This is a genomic window from Flocculibacter collagenilyticus (genome assembly GCF_016469335.1).
GTDB classification, from domain to species: domain Bacteria; phylum Pseudomonadota; class Gammaproteobacteria; order Enterobacterales; family Alteromonadaceae; genus Flocculibacter; species Flocculibacter collagenilyticus.
The window spans coordinates 1,575,373-1,594,734 of the sequence record NZ_CP059888.1 but is presented as its reverse complement, the minus strand read 5'-3'; the positions used below and the strand labels follow the sequence as shown (position 1 = coordinate 1,594,734).

At 38.7% G+C, this 19,362-nt stretch carries 19 protein-coding genes; 6 read left to right on the top strand and 13 right to left on the bottom strand.

The window, feature by feature from the left end; genetic code table 11:
* Positions 1-23: 23 nt before the first annotated feature.
* The 9 genes from deoC to pspA form a co-directional block, all read right to left on the bottom strand.
* On the bottom strand, positions 24-785 hold the full coding sequence (gene deoC / locus HUU81_RS07080; RefSeq protein WP_199611531.1) for a deoxyribose-phosphate aldolase: 762 nt from the start codon (positions 783-785) through the stop codon (positions 24-26).
* Positions 786-984: 199 nt separating this feature from the next.
* Positions 985-1,383: a MerR family transcriptional regulator gene (locus HUU81_RS07075; RefSeq protein ID WP_199611530.1), complete on the bottom strand. Its 399-nt coding sequence runs from the start codon at positions 1,381-1,383 to the stop codon at positions 985-987.
* A 283-nt stretch (positions 1,384-1,666) separates the two neighbouring features.
* A complete protein-coding gene (locus tag HUU81_RS07070) occupies positions 1,667-2,008 on the bottom strand; it encodes a 4a-hydroxytetrahydrobiopterin dehydratase (RefSeq protein WP_199611529.1) in 342 nt (113 codons plus the stop codon).
* 13 nt (positions 2,009-2,021) lie between these two features.
* Positions 2,022-2,822, bottom strand: coding sequence for a phenylalanine 4-monooxygenase (phhA, locus tag HUU81_RS07065; RefSeq protein WP_199611528.1), 801 nt, complete (start codon positions 2,820-2,822; stop codon positions 2,022-2,024).
* Positions 2,823-3,074: 252 nt separating this feature from the next.
* Positions 3,075-4,190: a YcjF family protein gene (locus HUU81_RS07060; RefSeq protein WP_199611527.1), complete on the bottom strand. Its 1,116-nt coding sequence runs from the start codon at positions 4,188-4,190 to the stop codon at positions 3,075-3,077.
* The gene (locus tag HUU81_RS07055; RefSeq protein ID WP_199611526.1) at positions 4,187-5,605 is read right to left on the bottom strand and encodes a YcjX family GTP-binding protein; all 1,419 of its coding nucleotides are present in this window, start codon (positions 5,603-5,605) and stop codon (positions 4,187-4,189) included. The genes HUU81_RS07060 and HUU81_RS07055 overlap by 4 nt, the downstream gene beginning before the upstream one ends.
* A gap of 29 nt (positions 5,606-5,634) precedes the next feature.
* A complete protein-coding gene (gene pspC / locus HUU81_RS07050) occupies positions 5,635-6,075 on the bottom strand; it encodes an envelope stress response membrane protein PspC (RefSeq protein ID WP_407644835.1) in 441 nt (146 codons plus the stop codon).
* Positions 6,072-6,311 carry an envelope stress response membrane protein PspB gene (pspB, locus tag HUU81_RS07045; protein ID WP_199611525.1) on the bottom strand — a complete coding sequence of 80 codons (240 nt, stop codon included), beginning with the start codon at positions 6,309-6,311 and terminating at the stop codon, positions 6,072-6,074. Before pspB ends, pspC begins: the two co-directional genes overlap by 4 nt.
* Positions 6,312-6,344: 33 nt before the next feature.
* Positions 6,345-7,007, bottom strand: a complete 663-nt coding sequence (gene pspA, locus HUU81_RS07040) for a phage shock protein PspA (protein WP_199611524.1) — start codon at positions 7,005-7,007, stop codon at positions 6,345-6,347.
* A 205-nt stretch (positions 7,008-7,212) separates the two neighbouring features.
* Here pspA and pspF point away from each other — a divergent pair, with 205 nt between their 5' ends.
* The 6 genes from pspF to HUU81_RS07010 are packed head-to-tail and all read left to right on the top strand — an operon-like array spanning position 7,213 to position 13,641.
* On the top strand, positions 7,213-8,346 hold the full coding sequence (pspF, locus tag HUU81_RS07035) for a phage shock protein operon transcriptional activator (RefSeq protein ID WP_199611523.1): 1,134 nt from the start codon (positions 7,213-7,215) through the stop codon (positions 8,344-8,346).
* On the top strand, positions 8,346-9,956 hold the full coding sequence (gene sapA / locus HUU81_RS07030) for an ABC transporter substrate-binding protein SapA (protein WP_199611522.1): 1,611 nt from the start codon (positions 8,346-8,348) through the stop codon (positions 9,954-9,956). Before pspF ends, sapA begins: the two co-directional genes overlap by 1 nt.
* Positions 9,953-10,981: an ABC transporter permease gene (locus tag HUU81_RS07025; RefSeq protein WP_199611988.1), complete on the top strand. Its 1,029-nt coding sequence runs from the start codon at positions 9,953-9,955 to the stop codon at positions 10,979-10,981. Before sapA ends, HUU81_RS07025 begins: the two co-directional genes overlap by 4 nt.
* Positions 10,974-11,867, top strand: a complete 894-nt coding sequence (locus HUU81_RS07020) for an ABC transporter permease subunit (protein WP_199611521.1) — start codon at positions 10,974-10,976, stop codon at positions 11,865-11,867. Before HUU81_RS07025 ends, HUU81_RS07020 begins: the two co-directional genes overlap by 8 nt.
* Positions 11,867-12,877 carry a peptide ABC transporter ATP-binding protein gene (locus HUU81_RS07015; protein ID WP_199611520.1) on the top strand — a complete coding sequence of 337 codons (1,011 nt, stop codon included), beginning with the start codon at positions 11,867-11,869 and terminating at the stop codon, positions 12,875-12,877. The genes HUU81_RS07020 and HUU81_RS07015 overlap by 1 nt, the downstream gene beginning before the upstream one ends.
* Positions 12,874-13,641, top strand: a complete 768-nt coding sequence (locus HUU81_RS07010) for an ATP-binding cassette domain-containing protein (protein ID WP_199611519.1) — start codon at positions 12,874-12,876, stop codon at positions 13,639-13,641. Before HUU81_RS07015 ends, HUU81_RS07010 begins: the two co-directional genes overlap by 4 nt.
* Before the next feature lie 20 nt (positions 13,642-13,661).
* Here HUU81_RS07010 and HUU81_RS07005 read toward each other — a convergent pair whose 3' ends face one another.
* The 4 genes from HUU81_RS07005 to nagZ all read right to left on the bottom strand — a co-directional run bounded on the left by HUU81_RS07005 (position 13,662) and on the right by nagZ (position 19,312).
* Positions 13,662-16,199, bottom strand: coding sequence for a PilZ domain-containing protein (locus HUU81_RS07005; RefSeq protein WP_199611518.1), 2,538 nt, complete (start codon positions 16,197-16,199; stop codon positions 13,662-13,664).
* Positions 16,200-16,292: 93 nt separating this feature from the next.
* Positions 16,293-16,811 carry a GNAT family N-acetyltransferase gene (locus HUU81_RS07000; protein ID WP_233520592.1) on the bottom strand — a complete coding sequence of 173 codons (519 nt, stop codon included), beginning with the start codon at positions 16,809-16,811 and terminating at the stop codon, positions 16,293-16,295.
* A 36-nt stretch (positions 16,812-16,847) separates the two neighbouring features.
* Positions 16,848-18,260 carry an SLC13 family permease gene (locus HUU81_RS06995; RefSeq protein WP_199611516.1) on the bottom strand — a complete coding sequence of 471 codons (1,413 nt, stop codon included), beginning with the start codon at positions 18,258-18,260 and terminating at the stop codon, positions 16,848-16,850.
* An 8-nt stretch (positions 18,261-18,268) separates the two neighbouring features.
* On the bottom strand, positions 18,269-19,312 hold the full coding sequence (nagZ, locus tag HUU81_RS06990) for a beta-N-acetylhexosaminidase (protein WP_233520591.1): 1,044 nt from the start codon (positions 19,310-19,312) through the stop codon (positions 18,269-18,271).
* Positions 19,313-19,362 lie beyond the last annotated feature (50 nt).

Genomic DNA, 19,362 nt, shown 5'->3' with positions numbered 1-19,362 from the left:
AAGCTTAAAACGATATGTATGTTTTAAAATACTAACTGATCAACTAAACCGCTAGCACCAATTCTAAAGGTACTTGGTTTTACCCAGCCAGCTCCCATAATGGATTCTGCTAATGCTATATATTCTATTGCCCCTTCAAGGTCGCGAACACCACCAGCTGCTTTAAAGCCCACGGTTTTTTCTGACTGTTGAATTTGAGTTAAAATCACATTTGCAGCCTCAAGTGTCGCGTTAACAGGCACCTTACCCGTAGAGGTTTTAACAAAGTCAGCCCCAGCTTGAACACATACACTAGACGCTTCATCGATAAGTTGAGCAGTGGCCAATTCACCACTTTCAATAATGACTTTAAGCAGCACATTACCGCACTCTGCCTTAATCGCCTCAACAAATGTTTGTGCTTCTGCTTGCTTATTTTCTTGAATTAGGTGGTATGGCAATACTAAATCGATTTCATCAGCACCGTCTGCTATTGCAGTTTTTGTTTGCTGAATAACTTCTGTCAACGCTTGTTTACCATCTGGAAAATTCACAACGGTAACAACTGTAGAGACACTGTTATCGATTTCTTTTAAGGTGTTTTTTGCAGTTTTAATGAATTCAGGATAAACACACACGCCTGCACAACAAATACCATTTTTTTTAGACTTTCTTACTAAAGCAATAACATTGCTTTCATCGTCATGCTCTTCAAGCCTTGTTAAATCTACTAACTGAAACACTTTCGCTGCATCAGCTACTGAGGCAGCATTAGCCTCTGCTTTTTGCTCTTGTTCATTAATCATTATTCTTCCCCTGTATTTCTTATGGCGGGCAGAATAAAATGATCAAGAGCATATTGCAATATACCCTTGATTATCATTTCGCAAAGTTTGACATGAAACAATGTAGCCAGAAAAATACGGCATAATTGTCTATGGAGTGCAGACTCAAAAGCCTGCAAGATAACTGTATAGAGTTCTCAATCTAGCTAGTTTGGCTTAATCACTCCGTTGATAGAATTTTCTCTAGTTCACCACTCGTCATATGAACGCCTTTAGCCCAATTTTCATCGAGTGTTTCTATAATATCGGCAATTAGCTCTTTTCGCGCTTCTAGCCGCTCTACCGTTTCGGATAATTCCGTATATTTTTCTTTCAACCTAAGCATGATGGAATGATGATCCCACTTCACTTCTTTGTCGAGCAATTTAGGGATCTCTTCTTGAGTGAAGCCAAGACACTGACAGCTTTTAATCAATTGTAATCGCTCTAATGCGGCCTGTTTAAATTCATTTCCACCACGAGTTGATGATTTCTTTTTGGGTAACCATCCTTTTGCATCATAAAAACGAATCGTGGCAGGTGCCATACCTGTTTTACGAGTAAGCTCTCCAATCCTCATGAAGACCTCCCTTAAGCTTGATTATAGTCACTTGAATAACATAAAAATGGAAAGACAAATTTCAATCAAATACTACAGATTCAAGACGTAAGTTATCCGTAAGCATAGTCAAATATATGATATTTGGCTAATTAAGTAAGAATATGAACAAGTTGGAAGAGGAATAGAAAAGATGCAATATCTTTAAAAATACAAAGCAGAGTCATAACATATAAAAAAGAGCAATATGGAGTTCATATTGCTCTAGTAGCGATTATGTTGAATCAATCAATGATATTATCGATTAATTTTCTAGCAACTCATCTGTTTTAGCCGCACAGATAAAATCATTTTTGTGTAAGCCACCGATAGCATGGGTCCACCAAGTTACCGTCACTTTACCCCATTCAGTTAAAATACCTGGATGGTGGAATTCTTCTTCTGCCATTTCTGCAACTTTGTTCGTAAAAGCAAGTGCTTGTTTAAAGTTTTTAAACTTATATTCACGCTCTAACTGCATTACGCCATCAACGGCTTTAGGTGTCCAATCAGGGATTTGCCCCATTAACTCTGCTAATTCTTCATCAGAAACTTTTGGCGCATCAGCACGACATGCTTCACATTTCATTTGGTTTAATTCAGACATTACACTTCCTATTTTAACTAGCTTTTTTTTCTTTAGGTGGGAATTTGGGTTCATGTAAGCCAAGCGCTTTGGCTTTTTCAACTAATGACATTATATCCATATGTGAAATATCAAATAAGTCTTTAATATCATTAATCATAAAATATATTGGCTGCATAATATCAATGCGATATGGCGTACGCATTACATCAATAGGATCAAGCGGTTTGCGTTCGCACTCATCAGACTCTATTGCATAAATGGTTTCACCTGGTGAAGAGAGTATGCCACCGCCGTAAATACGTAAACCATTTTGCGTTTGCATTAAGCCAAACTCGATGGTGAACCAGTATAATCTTGCCAAATAAACACGATCTTCTTTTGAGGCGGCAAGCCCGAGTTTGCCATACATGTGAGTAAATTCAGCAAAATCTGGATGTGTAAGCATTGCACAATGCCCAAAGATTTCATGAAAGATATCTGGTTCTTGAAGATAATCAAATTCTTCACGTGAACGAATAAACGTTGCAACAGGAAACTTTTGATTCGCTAACAAATTAAAAAACTTATCAAAACTGATCAATGCAGGGACTTCCGCACACTCCCAGCCTGTTGTTTCGCGTAAAACTTTATTAACTTCTTCGAGCTGTGGGATCCTATCTGTCGGTAAATCCAGTAGCTCTAAACCATTTTGAAATTCGTCACAAGCTTTTCCCTGAATGCACGATAGTTGACGAGTGATTAATTCAGACCAAATTTGATTTTCTTCATCCGACCACTCGATAAAGCCTGACTCATCAGACTGTCTCGATACGTATTTACTCGCTTTACTCATATTAGTTCCTGTACAACTTTTGGTGCTAACTTTTCACGTTTGTGATTAATTATAATAAGTGTTAGCACTGAGCTTTTGTTGATCAGCATATTAGAGTAAGCAGGCTAATTAATTAATAGGGCATGGTAAATCTTATAGCCGCACTTCATGTTAAATTGTAAAAAAATAAATACATTAGAGCATTAAATTACTTTAAAACAATTACTTAGCTAAACTTAAAGCAATATTCATTTGTACACATTAATATACAACTTAATCTTTTTTGGGGGACGTTACCGACTTAACTTTCTTGAATAATAAAATTGCCATGTCGTGTAACTTTTTCTGCTGCTTATGCTCAAGTGCTATCGGTCTTGTTTTATTAATACATCGTAAACCTAGCCGTGCTGTTAGAATGCCAGCTCCCACACCTTGTGCTGCACGTGTAGAAATCTTTGATGCTAAATCCATCGTTAGTGTTGAAGAAGATAATTCAATTAATAACTCTGAACTGCCTGCAAATACCATGTTTTTGATAATATCTTTTAGTAAGCCGATGCGCCCCCAATAACCAAGCTTAATACCATATAACTCTGTAATGTCTTCTATCATTTTCAAGTTTCGCCACACTATGGCCAACATATCAATGAACGCGACTGGGCTTAATGCAACCATAACCGCAGAGTCTGATGCATATTTAACAACTTTATCATAGGCTGCTTTGTCGATGGGGCTTAACACCGTTTTAGAAAATAATGTAATAACATCCTTATCGTTATATTCAGCCTTTAACCTACTTTGCCATTCTTGTAAGCGTTCGCCTTGTAGCTGGGGATTATTGTTTGCAAGCGCTAGGCAAAGAGATTCAGCCTGACCGCGTTGCTTTGAATTTATTATTCTGTATGCATCTTTTTGGAACTCATTATGCGCACGTAGCCTGCGTAAATTTTTGTATTCTTTAATACATAAGTGCGTTACTTTTAGTGATAACAATCCAACTATAAATAAGTAAATAAAACCTAACGCAGGATTATGTAGCCACTTTTCGATAAAGAAATTGATTAACTCCCATCCTATTAATATCACCAGTGCGGTAATAAATAGCTTTTTAAACCAACTAGAATTTATCGTTTTTTTAATTTTCTGATCAGAAGAACGACTCTTAGCCTCTGTATTAGCCTGTGTCGCAATTAAACTTTGCTTATCTGGCAGTGGTTGTCCAACGCTTTCCTTAACATCTTCTTCCACTGCTGCGTCAATTTGCTCGTGAAATTGCAAGGCATCATCAATCACGGTCGCCTTTTTAAGCGCGTTTTCTTTTTCATCTACTTCTTCGAGATGATTGATTATCACTTGCTGCTTTAGCTTGCCTTCTTTCTCTTCCATCATATTAATTTATCTCCAAGTAGATATTCCAAGGCGTGATCCATTCTAATGTGCTCTACACTGCTGCCGTCTAGTGAAAGAGGCTCAAACTGTTCAAACTTAAAGCCTGTTTTCCACTGTGATATTGACGGCCGTTTTGGCGGAATTTCTCCGGGATATAACGTAATTGCGTTTGACTCTTCTTTTTTGCGACCAGTAAGGCATGGCAGGGCTTGATCGTTTTGGCGATAGGTTCCGTACCGCGTTGCCTTTATTGCAGCAACTGAAATTAATTCTGTTTCAATGCCTTCAAATTTGATTGCGCGCTGCGACTCTAACAATAAGTCGTTTAATAAAAGTATAAGGTTATCGTGTTGTTCGGGTGTGATGTGATCACTCTTACTTGCTGCAAATAAAATTTTATCAATACTTGGTGAAAACAAGCGTCTTAGTACTGAATTGGAGCCATAATTGAAGTTTTTTAATACTTCTTCTAATGCATGTTGTAAGTCATAGTAGTTACTTTGCCCTTTCGCTAATGCGCTTAGACAATCTACTAACACTACTTGGCGATTAAAATGCTTAAAGTAGTTATGGTAAAACGGCTTAATCACTTGTTCTTTGTAAGCGTTAAAGTGCTTAACAAGCGTTGTAATAAAAGGGCTTGTTGACGCATTTACCTCTTCCCCTAGCCAAGGAAAAAAATTCAATAGTGGTGCGTTTTTTAAGTCGCCAGGTTGCACAAATCGGCCTGGTTGAATTAGGTGTAATCCATGCTCATATTTACATGCAAGCAAAATGCTTGTGTATTCTTTACTTAATTGCTCAATCTCGTTGTGAAGCTCATCCGACTCAGTAAATTGTGTTAAGTCTAATGCTGCCAACTTTTGTTTGAAGGGTTTAATGAGTGATTTACGAGGTTCAGAGTTAAACACGTTCTGCATTGCTTTACTCCACTGGAAGTAGTCCATTTCCAGCATGGGTAAGTCGATTAACCATTCGCCTGGATAATCTACAATTTGAACATGTAATTTGCTTATTTCACTAATATGCTTTTTTAATGGGTGCTCAGTTTTATATCGAATTTCAAGATTAATTTCACTGATGCCATCGGTGGGTTTTGGCCAGCTTGTTGGCTCTCCCTCCAATGCTTGCATTGATTTTCTGAATGGGAAACTTGGCACATGTAAATGCTGTTGAGAAACAATTTTTGCCCCAAGTATTCGCTCTGAGCCCACCACATCAAAAAATGGCAAGTCGCGCTCAGTGCCATTCAGTAATAAATTGACTAAGGAAGTAATAAAAGCCGTTTTACCACTGCCACTAACCCCAGTTACAGCCAGCTTTATATGACGATCTAATGATTTATTAAGTTGCTTTTTGGCTTTCGCTTTTGCGCGTTTAAATAGTTTAGCCGGTTTTGTTGTTTTTAATTCCATAAAAAAATAACGCCCTTTCGGGCGTTTCATTAAAGCTTATTAATTTCTCGCGTCACTGTGTACTCAGGTGACGTAACATATTTTTCCATTGTGCGTAATCTAGATTCCATACCATCAAATTGACGGCATATATCTAACAATGCTCTTCTAGGTGGTTCGCCAGACTGCCATACCTTTTCTTTTACCTCGACGGGCTTAAGTTTTTCCATGCTCTCTGTAGCGCTATATCCACTTGCTTTGCTATACGTGTTGTTAGATGAAAACATCACATCGGGCTTTTTATCTAAAATAAACCACGCCGCAATGTAGGCAACAAAAAAGAATCCGCTAGAAAATACCAAGCCTGTGACTGCGCCAATGCGTACTAACCAAACTTCAATCCCGAAATATTCGGCAATACCCGCACAAACACCTGCAATTTTGCCTTTTTCACTATCGCGATAAAGCTCTTTGCGTTTATTTATGCTCATCCCTTTGCCCTCCATTGCGGGCTTTCTTCATCTAAAATAGCTTCTAATGTTTTAATTCTTTCAGCCATTTTTTCAGCTTTTCTTGCCAAGTCATTCAATTTTGCATAGTCAGTTTCTGACAAGCCTTGGTTTAATTGTTTCTTACTGCGGTAGTGCATAATCAACCAAATTGGTGCAACAAATATCATAAAAATGATGATTGGCAGTGTTAGAAACATTACGATATCGGAATCCATACTTCTCTCCTTGATTTATCTATTGTTAGTGGCTTATTTTTTCGAGTTCATTTTGCTTTTTAACGCTTCAAGCTCATTTTCAATCGACTCGTCAGCCTCTAATTCAGCAATTTCATTTGCTAACGACTTTTTACCCATATCATAAGATTCTACCTGAGCTTCTAAATTGTCAATCTTTCTTTCGTAACTTTCAAAGCGTGAAAGTGCACCTTCTACTTTACTGCTGCCTAAATTCTTTTTCACCCCAAGACGACTACTCACTGTTTGTTGTCTTAGTAGAATGGATTTTTGACGAGCTTTAGCGTCTGATAGTTTGTCTTGCAGCTGGCTCGTTTCAGCTTGAAGCTTCATGATATGCTCTTCAATGTGCGCTAATTCTTCTTTTACTGCAGAAGCATAATCAACCGCTTTTTGTTTTTCCATTAATGCAGCACGCGCCAAGTCTTCTCTATCTTTCGATAATGCAAGCTCTGCTTTGCTTTGCCAATCTTCAGCTTCTTGCTCTAATTTTGTGATTTTTCTTGTTAATTCTTTTTTACTTGCAATGGTTTTTGCTGACGTAGAACGCACTTCAACTAACGTGTCTTCCATCTCTTGAATGATCAATCTGACCATTTTCTCAGGGTCTTCTGCCTTATCAAGTAACGAATTAATGTTTGAATTTACAATATCTGTAAAACGCGAAAAAATACCCATAATTGTTACCTCTTTTATTTTGAAGAATATTGGGAATAATAAAAATTTCCTGATTTATATATACAGATATCTTGCCAAATTGACTAAAAAATATAAAACCATGATTTTATTGAGTTTTAAAGAAATAATAAAAATACTTTAAGTTATTTGATTTATAAAATACACTACTTATTAGTCATTTTCGCTAATTAGTTATGGAAAGCACATGAGTAGATTTCGCCAACAAGACAACTTACTTGGGCAGTCGAATAGTTTCTTAGAAGTATTAGAGCAAATATCTCAAATCGCTCCGTTGGATAAACCCGTTTTAATTATTGGTGAACGAGGTACTGGTAAAGAGTTAATTGCTGCTCGTCTTCATTATTTATCTCAACGTTGGGATAAGAACTACGTAAAACTCAACTGTGCTGCACTAAATGAGAACTTATTAGAGTCTGAGCTATTTGGTCATGAGTCTGGCGCATTTACCGGTGCAGGAAAAAAACACGAAGGCCGCTTTGAACGGGCTGACGGCGGCACATTATTTTTAGATGAATTAGCGAATACCTCCGGCCTTATTCAAGAAAAGTTATTGCGGGTCATTGAATATGGTGAATTTGAACGCGTAGGCGGAAACAAAACGGTTCGTTCAGATGCACGTTTAGTCTGTGCAACTAACGAAGATTTACCTTATTTAGCAGACATTGGCGAATTTCGTTCTGACTTACTTGATCGACTAGCATTTGACGTAATAACACTACCACCTCTGCGCGAGCGCCAAGATGATATATTGCTTTTAGCGGAACATTTTGCGATTAATATGGCTAGGGACTTAGAGTGGGAGTTATTTAGTGGCTTTAGTCGTAAAGCAAAAGAGGTGCTACTAAATTACGATTGGCCAGGTAATATTCGTGAATTAAAAAATGTGGTTGAGCGAAGTGTATATCGTAGTAATAACCCCCACGTTCCTGTACACGAAATTATTGTTGACCCCTTTGATTCTAAATTTAGGCCTACTGGCCGAGTAAAAACTCAAGATAGGGTTCAATCAAACCCGTCCGCCGCATCACCTTCTAATGTTAGCGGCCAGCAAAATAATGCTGTGGAAAATCACGCTGACGCGTCTACAAATAATAATCAATCTGCAAGTTTATCAAGAGCAAATTTAACTAGCAGTTTCCCTATCGATCTTAAACAGTTATCATGTGATTATGAAATTGAATTGATACAAAATGCACTGGCACACAGTCAATTTAACCAGAAAAAGACAGCTGAAAATTTAAATTTAACCTACCATCAATTACGTGGTTATCTTAAAAAATACAATTTGCTTGAAAATGACCAAAAAGAAGAGGCTTGATGAAGTTTAATTTTTTTACAATGCTCGCTGTTTTACTGTGTGGAACAGCGTGCACTCCCTCTTCTCATAAAGACTCTATAGATAAAAACGGGCTAATTTATTGTTCTGAAGGTACACCAGAAACCTTCAACCCGCAGCTAGTTACTTCTGGCACCACAATCGATATTATCGCTCATCAGCTTTATAATCGATTAATTGGTTTGGCCCCCGTCAGTGGTCGCTTTAATCCTGAACTGGCTGAACGGTGGGACGTTTCGGCAGATGGTACCCGCTACACATTCTTTTTACGCGATGACGTCGAATTCCATTCAACCGACTATTTTACCCCTACAAGAAAATTTAACGCCGACGATGTTATCTTTTCATTTAATCGGATTTTAGATAATTACAACGAGTACCATTACGTAAATGGCGGTAATTACCCATTTTTCCAAAGTGTGCGATTTGCAGCGCTTGTTTCAAATATTAAAAAAATTGATGACTACACCGTAGTCTTTGAACTATACCGACCAGATAACACTTTTTTATCTAACTTATCTACTGATTTTGCGGTGCTTCTTTCAAAAGAATATGCCGATCATTTACTGGAAATTGAGCAGCCAGAATTGCTGGACAGTTACCCTATTGGCACAGGCCCGTTCAAGTTTAAAGAATATAAACCTAATGTATTGGTGCGGTTTTACGATCACGAAAAATATTGGAAGAATAATGTTTTTCTAAGCCAGCTGGTATTCGACATTACCGTTCAAACCAGTAATCGCATGGCAAAGCTACTCACCAAAGAATGTGATGTGGTTGCTTACCCAGTTCACTCGCAACTTTCATTACTTGAATTAAATGAAGAGATAACTGTACAGCGCGAAGCCAATTTGAATGTAGGCTTCTGGGCATTCAATACCTCTAAAGCACCATTTAGTAATCCGCTGGTTCGCAAAGCGCTAGCATATGGCATCGATAAAGATGCTATTTTACAAGCGGTTTATTATGGGCAAGCTCAGTATGCTAATTCAATATTACCGCCAAGCTCATGGGCGTTTAAAAACACCTTAAGCGACTATTACTACGATCCGGATAAAGCTAGAAATTTACTTAAAAAAGCGGGATTAGAAGACGGCTTTACCATGGACATTTGGGCCATGCCCGTGCAGCGTGTTTATAACCCTAACGCCACCAAAATGGCCGAGTTAATTCAGGCAGACTTAAATAAAATTGGCATTACTGCCAATATTGTTAATTACGAGTGGAGTACGTTTCGCCGTAAACTTGCTGAAAATCAACACGATTCTGTATTAATCGGCTGGTCTGCTGATAATCCAGATCCCGATAATTTTTTTAGTCCACTGTTAAGCTGTGCGGCTGCCATCACTGGGAGTAATCGCAGTGGCTGGTGTCATGAAGAGTTTGATAACTTACTAGTAAAAGCACGCACAACCACTGATTTAGATGAGCGCACTGCCCTTTACTATCAGGCCCAAGAAATTTTAGCTGACGAGTTGCCCCTTTACAGCATCGCGCACTCATTACGCTTTCAAGCGCAACAATCAGATATCGAAGGGTTAACGATTTCACCCTATGGTGGTTTATCTTTCGAACAAGTAAGGAAGAAATAATGGCTTATTATATTTTACGCCGTATTTTCCTATTCTTTTTTGTCGTATTCTCAATTACCGTGTTTGCTTTTTCGCTTAGCTATTTATTTCCGGGTGAACCACTAAGTAATTTAAGTGGGTACCAAACCATTGAATACGCCGATATCGAGTTTTTGGAGCAAAAGTACAACATTAACGACTCGGTCATTACACAATATTTTACTTACTTGGGTCACGTATTAAATGGGGACTTAGGTTTATCTTTTAGTAGTCAAACCCCTGTTTTTGATGAGATCTTGCGTTTTTTACCTGCAACCTTCGAACTTTCGTTTTATGCCTTGTTAGTGTCGATGTTTGTAGGAGTACCAATCGGTATTATTGCTGCATCCAAGCACAATAAGTTTCCCGATTATTTGATTAAATACTCTACGCTAATAGGCTATTCCATGCCTATTTTCTGGTGGGCTTTACTGCTTATTATGCTCTTTTGCTTACATTTAGGCTGGCTACCTATGTCTGGCAGAATATCCCTACTTTATGAAATTCCGGCAAAAACAGGATTTATGATACCCGACATATTATTAGCCGATGTTGGTTATCGACATGAAGCATTGCTGGATGCACTTAAACATTTGTTATTACCAACGGTTATTCTTGCCACCTTCCCTACCACCGTATTGATAAGGTTTACTCGAGACTCCATGCTAGAAGTGTTGGAAACACAATACATTAAAACGGCCAGAGCAAAAGGCTTGTCTCGTATGCAGGTTTTATTTAGGCATGGCTTGCGTAACGCTTTACTGCCCGTGATCCGCCAAATTGGCTTACAATTCAGTACGCTAATCACTTTGGCGATGTTAACTGAAGTAATATTCTCGTGGCCGGGCATTGGCCGTTGGCTGGTTGATAGCATTTATCAGCGAGACTTTCCTGCTATACAAGGGGGTCTATTGGCTGTTTCATCATTCGTCATTATTGCTTCAATTCTTGCTGATAGTGTTCATTCTATCTTGAACCCGCTAACACGGAAGCGTAACCATGGCTAAATTTAAGCTTTATTACGAAGAATATAACCTCTCTCCATTCGAGCAATTATGGAATAATTTTAAGAAAAATCATTTAGCACTATTAGGCTTATGGTGTTTCACGCTACTACTGCTTATTGCTATTTGGGCGCCTGTCATTTCACCCTACGATCCTAATGCTAACAACAGTGATATCTTGCTTATGCCACCTTCTTGGGTCGTAAACGGGCAAGTTAACTACTTATTTGGCACGGATGATTTAGGCCGTGATATCTTTTCAAGACTATTAGTTGGTACAAGTTACACGTTCGGGTTAAGTATCTTATCGGTACTGTGTGCAATGATAATTGGCCTAATATTAGGTTCCTTAGCAGGTTTGAGTAAAGGGGTTAAATCCAGCTTTCTAAACCATATATTAGATATTGCATTATCAATCCCGTCTTTATTGATCGCAATTATCATTGTCGCGATTCTTGGCCCCGGCCTGCTGAATACCGTATGGGCTGTCATCCTTGCATTATTGCCACAATTTATTCATTCAATCAGAAATAGTGTGCAAGAAGAGCTACAAAAAGACTATGTTACCGCTTATAAAATGGACGGTGCGTCTCCATTAAAAGTCTTGTTCGTGGGTATTTTCCCTAATATTTTTGAAACACTGGTCATCGTTGCAACCATGGCTATTTCATCTGCCATACTTGACATTACCGCGCTTGGCTTTTTAGGTTTAGGCGCGCATCCACCTCTTTCTGAATGGGGAGCAATGCTTGCTGACAGTTTAGATTTATTATCCATTGCGCCTTGGACTGTAGCACTGCCCGGCATTATGATTTTCATCAGTGTATTCTCTACAAATTTAGTAGGTGATGGCTTAAGAGATGCGTTAAAGCGCAGAAGAGAAAGTTAATGCTGTTATTAGATATACGAAACCTTACTATTGAACTGAAAACCCCTGAAGGGTCTATCCGAGCAGTTGATAAAGTAAACTTTTCACTTAAAGAAGGCGAAGTGAGAGGGCTAGTTGGCGAGTCAGGTTCAGGCAAAAGCTTAATTGCTAAAGCCATTGTAGGTGTGCTAAACCAACGTTGGGATGTAACCGCAGACAGGTTACACTGGCAAGGTGAAGATTTAATGCACTTAACGCCAGAAAAGCGCAGAGAAATAATCAGCCGCGATGTCGCAATGATTTATCAAGAGCCGAGTCGCTGTCTTGATCCTACTGCACTGGTTGGTGAACAATTAGAAGAAGCCATTCCAGTATCTGATGGTGAATGTAGCTATTTAGGGCGCAAAGCATACCGAAAAAAGAAAACAGAAGCGCTGCTCCACAAAGTGGGCATTAAGAATCATGTTGAAGTTATTCGCTCCTACCCACATGAACTATCTGAAGGTGTGTGTCAAAAAATAATGATTGCTATCGCAATCGCTAAAAAGCCGAAACTACTTATTGCAGACGAACCTACAACTGCGCTAGAAAGTGCGACACAGGCGCAAATTTTCAGATTACTAAAGAGCCTTAACCAACTGAAGAATATGTCTATTATTTTAATCAGCCATGATTTAGAAACGATTACCAGTTGGACACACTCAATAAGCGTTTTATATTGTGGGCAGTTGGTTGAATCCGGCACTACAGAGCAAATATTTAATCAGCCTTTTCACCCTTATACCCAAGCACTGATTAAAAGCGTGCCTGACTTTCGCAAAAATATTGAACACAAAAGCAGACTTTATACACTGAAAGGCACTATACCAACATTACAACATTTACCTATTGGCTGCCGTTTAGGGCCTCGTTGTCCACAAGCACAAAAAACATGTGTGGAAACACCAAGCATGCGTAAGATTCAAAATCATTATGTGAGCTGTCATTTTCCACTTAATCAGAACATAGTTTCTAAGAAGAAAGTTAAATGAATCATTTTCTTGAAGTTAAATCGCTTTCTAAAGATTACTATTACAGTAAAGGGTTTCTTAACAAAAAAGTCGTTAAAGCGGTTTTACCTACCAGCTTTGTATTAGAAAAAGGCGAAACCATTGCCATAGTGGGTGAAACTGGCTCAGGTAAAAGTTCTTTAGCTAAAATCATTTCTGGTGCCGACAAACCAACCTCTGGTGACGTTTTTCTTGAAGGGAAAGCCCTTAGCTCGTCTAAACGCGCAAAATGGGCAAGAAATATAAGATTAATCTTTCAAGACGCAAATAAATCACTGAACCCAAGTTTAACGGTAGGCAAAACGCTATCAGAAGTATTAAAGCTAAACACCAAATTAAACGCTGTTGAGCGTAAAGAAAAAATAAAAGAAACCCTATTAACGGTTGGCCTGCTAAGTGATCACCGCACCTTCTACCCTCACATGTTTTCAGGAGGGCAACTTCAACGTGTTGCACTAGCACGAGCACTCATTTTAGATCCACAAGTGCTAGTACTAGATGAAGCCCTTGCATCGCTTGACCCATCTGTACGTGCTCAAATTATTAACTTACTGTTGGACTTACAAGAGAAAAAAAACCTTTCCTATATACTCGTCACTCATCAACTTGGCTTAGTAAAACATATTAGCGATAAGGTACTCGTGTTGCACGAAGGTGAAACGATTGAACAAGGCGTGACTGAAACTGTATTCGCATGCCCCCAGCATAAATATACTCAGCGATTATTAACGAGTCAGAATTATTAACTTTCAACGTTTTAATTTAATTAACCAGGAATGCCACCAAACTCATCATCTTCTACCGGTGCCGCTTTATCTGTTGAGCTGTGACTGTCGACTTTCATGATCTCCGCCGTGTTAATGCCTAAGTAGTCAATAACCTGCTGACTAATGTCGACAACTTCACCTACAGCCGCTATATGAGACAAGATATCGTTTAATTCTGCTGACTTATAATGCGCGTATTGGCTGATATAGTGTAACTCATTGGTTATATTGTTTAGCTCAACTTTACTTACTGGGCTTGTAAAAAAGCGCCAACAATGGAATTGCCCTTTTCGTAATGCACTATCAACAAACATTTTGCGAGCGCTTAATGTGCTTAAGTCACGCTGAGAGCTAATTTGTAAATTGTTGCCATCATCCGCTAGTGAAAAATACATATCAATGAAGGTATAGTTCTGCTCAAAACTAACAATCTTGTTGAACTGATTAATAAATTGGCTAAACGATTCATTATCAATTAACGGTTTTAAATTCAGTTGTCCCAACATTTTATCTGAGTCGAATTGATGCAATAATTGCGGCGTATTTTTTGCGACAATCATTTTATTTAAACGGCACTGTTTATTGATATTGTGAATAAAGAAAGGAACTGTAACTAATGCTTTTTGATATATGCTTTTCAATAATACAGAAAGCGCTCTAATTTTGTCGCTCTCTTGCGCAATATTTAATTTATTTTGATTTTTAACAATTAAATCATGAAAGAAGCTGGAGCCTTGATGGTTTTCAGTATCTATCGATTTGGTAAAAACGATGCGTTTATTTTTATCAAACCCTACTATCTCATAAGGTAAATTTGCTAGCTGATGCTTTTTTGTGATTTTTTGTAATAACGGAAAGGATAAGTGCAGTGTGTCCCCTTTATTTAAAGGAATGGTGCTACCCGCCTCTAATTTAACACCTTGCGTGGAAAAATCTAAAGTAGTAGCCACTAACTTGTTGTTACCAGCCTGTATAATGGCTTTTGTTTTGTATACGTATCTAGGCTCTTTGCGTAATTCTTCAAGTCCAATTGGAATATTTTTTAGTTTATATTCAACCTGTTTAGCAGCTACTTCATGTTCCGCTAATAACTTAACTTTAGTTTTATCATACGGTTTGCTGGCATAGATTTTTGCCGCTGCTTTATCAGTAACATCACTAATAAGTACACAATGAGAAATATTTTCAACAAATCCCATCATGCTATCCGCTAAACTAGCCTTATCCTTTTTATCACCATCAACTTGCGGAAGCTTAAATCTGGTTTTTAAATCTTCTGGCGATAATGAAATAAGTTGTATCTTGAACGTTTTCCAACTTTCTTTTTTTGCCCCAACGCTACAAAAAACATTTTTAAGTGCAGTATTGCTTTCCAACTGGGTAGAAAACGCTGCATAACGTCTTACACCTAACTTGCCTTGAACACTGAAACTAAACAAAGTGCATTCTGTTTTATTGGTCTTAATAAAAGTTTTTAGCCAGCTTGGTGTGAGGAGATCTTCTAGTAATATTCTAGAGTTTTTATCTTTCCAATAACGTAATGTATTTTCGGCATAACCTGAAGTCAGTGCAAACGAGGCTTGAAACTCATTATCAGGGTGAGTGGTAATAAAGATTGGTAACGAGTGTGTTCGGGCAAAAAACGCTTGTTCATAGCCTTTTTTGAGCACTGCATCAATCACATTTTCTAAATCTACTTTATAGACCTTTTTATTACCTTTAATAAAGCCCTTAATATAGTCGGTAAATAAATCGTCAGTCTCACTGAACGTTCTTTCTAGTCCCAGCCAAATTGCACCATCTACAAAAAGCACTTGCTTTACTTCGTATTCAATACCCTCTGGGCAAGCAAGGTTGTATTCTTTATTTAACCCTAATAGCGTAACGGTAACTTTATCACCTTTATTTATTTCGTGAGCGGCTGTGATACGTAGCTTTAGTCCATTTACTGAAATATCTCGGGTTGTCGCGTCAATGGTAACTTTTTTTGATAGTTTAACCTTTGCTTCTACCGCAAAGTTCATTCGCTCTTCGTGTCGGCTTAAGTAGGCACCGAACTCTAATAAAAATGATGGATAATGATCTTCATTAAAATCTTGCTGCTGCAACAGTAGATCTTGTAACTTTTGTGCTTTTCTTAAGTTTTCAAATGCTAAGGCTTGAGCCAGTGCTTCTTTGCGTTTTCGCTCAATGACTCGGTAATTATTCTCAGTATTATGGACTTCATCCCACACACCTAAACAGTAATCACCGTACTTTTCTAATCCCTTTTTAAATACTTCAATTGCGATCGGGTCCATGTAGTGCACACGGCCTTCATATACAAATTTACGGCACTCGCCTTTTACTTCTTCACGAAGATCGATGATTCGCTGGCAAGGCTCTTTTAGTCGTTGTACTTCATGATGAACTAGGTGCTGTTCACCCACGGTCAACTCGCCCGCAACAAGAGCAAAAACATCTTCATATTCGTCAGTACCAAATACTGGTAATAACTTCTCAATACAAGCTGAAACTTTTGACGTAAATTTATTCATGTACTACTCGAATTTAATAAATTCAATCATCCAACCTTGCCTTACGCTACTTAATAAAAGCAACACCGAACAATGTAAAACACTTTAAATTCATTAGGTTATCTTTGCCTTACACATAGCTGCAACGTGATTAAGATTCTGTCCATCTAACCTATTAGTAAGCCATTCATTCAACACATTTGCACCTAACGACTTATAAAAATCGATAGCTGGCGTATTCCAGTCCAGCACACTCCACTCTAATCTACCACAGTTTCTTTCAATACTGATATTTGCAAGCTGAGCTAACAGCTCTTTACCTATACCTTTTCCTCGATAAGCCTCATCAACATACAAATCCTCTAAATATATACCTGGCTTTGCCAGAAATGTTGAGTAGGTATGAAAAAACAAAGCGAAGCCAGCTGGCTTACCTTCATATTCTGCAATAATAACTTCAGCAAAAGGCGTATCTGAAAACAACGTTGTAGTAAGCTTTTCAGTAGTGGCTACTACGTCCTTGCTCATTTTTTCATATTCAGCAAGTTGTTTAATAAAAATAAGTATTTGTTCTACATCTTGCGGCTGTGCTTTTCTAACCACTAATGGGTTAGCTTCATTGTAGTGACTCACTGATATACTCCTGTACATTTAATTAGCATTAAGCCCTTATAACAAAGTAAAGTAGCATACTGTTGTTGTTACTACGGCAACGATCACGTTAAGTGCAATACCCTGTCTTGCCATATCCGCAATGGTTACTTCACCGCTCGCAAATACTATCGAATTTGGTGCGGTTGCAACGGGTAAACAAAATGCGCAGCTACAACTTATAACGGCAGGGATCATCAATAACTCAATAGGTAAATTGGCACCAATAGCAGCGCTGGCTAAAATTGGCATTAAAAGTGTTGCAGTAGCGGTATTTGAGGTTATCTCTGTTAAAAATGACACACTAATACACAGCGCAAACAAAAGTAACAGCGTTGGTAACTGGGTAAATGAACTTAGTTGCTGGCCGATAATCTCACTTAAACCGCTTGCTACAAATGCTTTCGCAATACATATTCCACCAGCAAATAGTAGTAACATTCCCCACGGAATATCACTCGCAGTTTTCCAGTCTAGCAGCTTATCATTCACTGTTTTTGATGGATTACTATCAATCACTCGCTGTTTACCATTATTCACTAAGAACATTAGCACTACGCCGAACAATGCAATGGATGAATCACCCACCATTTTCAGATCAAATAAGCCGCTCCAGCCACCAAATGGCGCTTTCCTAAATACCCATAACATGGCGATAAACCCAAACACCAACAATGCACGTACTTCTTCTGTACGCCATACTCCAACTTTTGGTAAATGAATTTTTTCGTTTAGCGTTACGCCCCGAGATAACCACCACGCCATTAGCGGAATAGCCAATAAGATGATCGGTATGCCGGTTTTCATCCATTGTAAAAAGTTAAATTCTTGATGTGCGAATTCTTCATATACAGATGCAAAAATCACATTCGGTGGTGTACCAATGAGTGTTCCTACCCCGCCTAGCGATGCTGAATAAGCTAATCCGAGCAACAAAGCTATTTTAAACTTTTTGTCGGCTGACGCTTGTGTTACTGCGATTGCAACGGGTAATAAAGCAAGCACGGTGGCGGTATTAGAGATCCACATTGACAACACTGCGGCGCTCGCCATAAACGCAAAAATTAATTTAAATGCGCTGCTACTACCAATGAAACTGACCATGCCTAATGCAATTCGTTCATGTACTTTGCTTTTTTCAATAGCTTTAGCCAACATGAATGCGCCCATTAATAATAAAATAACGTGCGAACCCAGCGCAGAGGCAGCCTCTTTATGATTGATAACACCCGCAATTGGAAATGCAAAGAATGGTATCAGTGAGGTAACAGGAATAGGTAGGGCTTCTGTTACCCATAAATAGGCAATAAAAAACGTGAGGCTGGCAGTAATAATTACGTTATGCTGCCATGGTGATAAATAGGTGAGTGCTATAAAAAGGAATAGCGCCAATACAGGCGCTATTACTAAGTGTTTTATTTTTACTTCCATTAAAAGACCTAACTATTAGTGCTAACAACTTTTTCAGTATTGGCGATATCACCTGCCAACGCTACAGCCTCTTGCCATAACTCACTTTGTGATAAATCGTCAAAGTTTAATGCTAGTCGTCCTGCTAATTCCGTTAATTTCACTCCGTTCTCAACAAAGTGATCAGCATCCAGCCTATCTAGCACTTCAATGGCACCGTTTCGATCATTACATACCAGCACCATATCACAGCCAGCATTAAGCGCAGCAGTGGCTCGGTCTTCAAAGCTACCGATTGTTGTAGCGCCTTTCATGGCCAAATCATCGCTAAACACAACGCCGTCAAAATTAAGATCCGTTCTTAAAATCCCATTTATCCAACGTTTAGAGAAACCGGCTGGTTTACTGTCGATTGAAGGGTAAATCACATGTGCGGGCATAATTGCATCAATTAACTGCTGCTCAATTAGTTGACCAAACACTTTCATATCGTGGTTAAAAATGCGCTCTTTTTCACGGCCATCCACTGGAATAGCAATGTGCGAGTCTTCTTTAACGCTGCCATGGCCGGGAAAGTGCTTACCCGTTACTTTCATGCCAGCTCTTCGCATGCCTTTAATAAAACCAGCAGCCATAGGTACAATTATATCTGGCGAAGCATGGAAGCTACGGTCGCCAATAACTTCACTGATCCCCCACACATCTAATACAGGCGCGAAGCTAATATCAATGCCAACGGCCAACGCTTCTGAGGCCATTAACCAACCCATTTTTTCACTTAACTGGGCCGCTTTTTCAATATTGCCGTCACAGTACGGGTAAATATCGCCCATCGCAGGAATATGCGTAAAGCCGTGGCGGAATCGCTGCACCCGACCACCTTCGTGATCCACTGCAATTAGGATTTGATTTCGTGAACTTTGGCGGATATCCGCAATAAGTTTCTGAATTTGTTCACGAGATTCATAGTTTCTAGTAAAAAGAATCACACCACCGACAAGTGGGTGATCGAGTATTTCCTTTTCTTCTTCGGTTAGCGTTACGCCAACCAAGTCGAGCATTACTGGTCCCATAATGATGATTTACTACATTCGTTAGTATTTTATGGTTAACGAAAATACAT

Bases quoted from the DNA above. Each gene is read 5' to 3' on its own strand.
- pspB (WP_199611525.1), bottom strand. From the start codon at position 6,311: ATGGATTCCGATATCGTAATGTTTCTAACACTGCCAATCATCATTTTT.
- pspF (WP_199611523.1), top strand. From the start codon at position 7,213: ATGAGTAGATTTCGCCAACAAGACAACTTACTTGGGCAGTCGAATAGT.
- HUU81_RS07015 (WP_199611520.1), top strand. From the start codon at position 11,867: ATGCTGTTATTAGATATACGAAACCTTACTATTGAACTGAAAACCCCT.
- HUU81_RS07005 (WP_199611518.1), bottom strand. From the start codon at position 16,199: ATGAATAAATTTACGTCAAAAGTTTCAGCTTGTATTGAGAAGTTATTA.
- HUU81_RS07010 (WP_199611519.1), top strand. From the start codon at position 12,874: ATGAATCATTTTCTTGAAGTTAAATCGCTTTCTAAAGATTACTATTAC.
- nagZ (WP_233520591.1), bottom strand. From the start codon at position 19,312: ATGGGACCAGTAATGCTCGACTTGGTTGGCGTAACGCTAACCGAAGAA.
- HUU81_RS06995 (WP_199611516.1), bottom strand. From the start codon at position 18,260: ATGGAAGTAAAAATAAAACACTTAGTAATAGCGCCTGTATTGGCGCTA.
- sapA (WP_199611522.1), top strand. From the start codon at position 8,346: ATGAAGTTTAATTTTTTTACAATGCTCGCTGTTTTACTGTGTGGAACA.
- HUU81_RS07020 (WP_199611521.1), top strand. From the start codon at position 10,974: ATGGCTAAATTTAAGCTTTATTACGAAGAATATAACCTCTCTCCATTC.
- HUU81_RS07060 (WP_199611527.1), bottom strand. From the start codon at position 4,190: ATGATGGAAGAGAAAGAAGGCAAGCTAAAGCAGCAAGTGATAATCAAT.
- pspC (WP_407644835.1), bottom strand. From the start codon at position 6,075: ATGAGCATAAATAAACGCAAAGAGCTTTATCGCGATAGTGAAAAAGGC.
- phhA (WP_199611528.1), bottom strand. From the start codon at position 2,822: ATGAGTAAAGCGAGTAAATACGTATCGAGACAGTCTGATGAGTCAGGC.
- HUU81_RS07055 (WP_199611526.1), bottom strand. From the start codon at position 5,605: ATGGAATTAAAAACAACAAAACCGGCTAAACTATTTAAACGCGCAAAA.
- pspA (WP_199611524.1), bottom strand. From the start codon at position 7,007: ATGGGTATTTTTTCGCGTTTTACAGATATTGTAAATTCAAACATTAAT.
- deoC (WP_199611531.1), bottom strand. From the start codon at position 785: ATGATTAATGAACAAGAGCAAAAAGCAGAGGCTAATGCTGCCTCAGTA.
- HUU81_RS07075 (WP_199611530.1), bottom strand. From the start codon at position 1,383: ATGAGGATTGGAGAGCTTACTCGTAAAACAGGTATGGCACCTGCCACG.
- HUU81_RS07070 (WP_199611529.1), bottom strand. From the start codon at position 2,008: ATGTCTGAATTAAACCAAATGAAATGTGAAGCATGTCGTGCTGATGCG.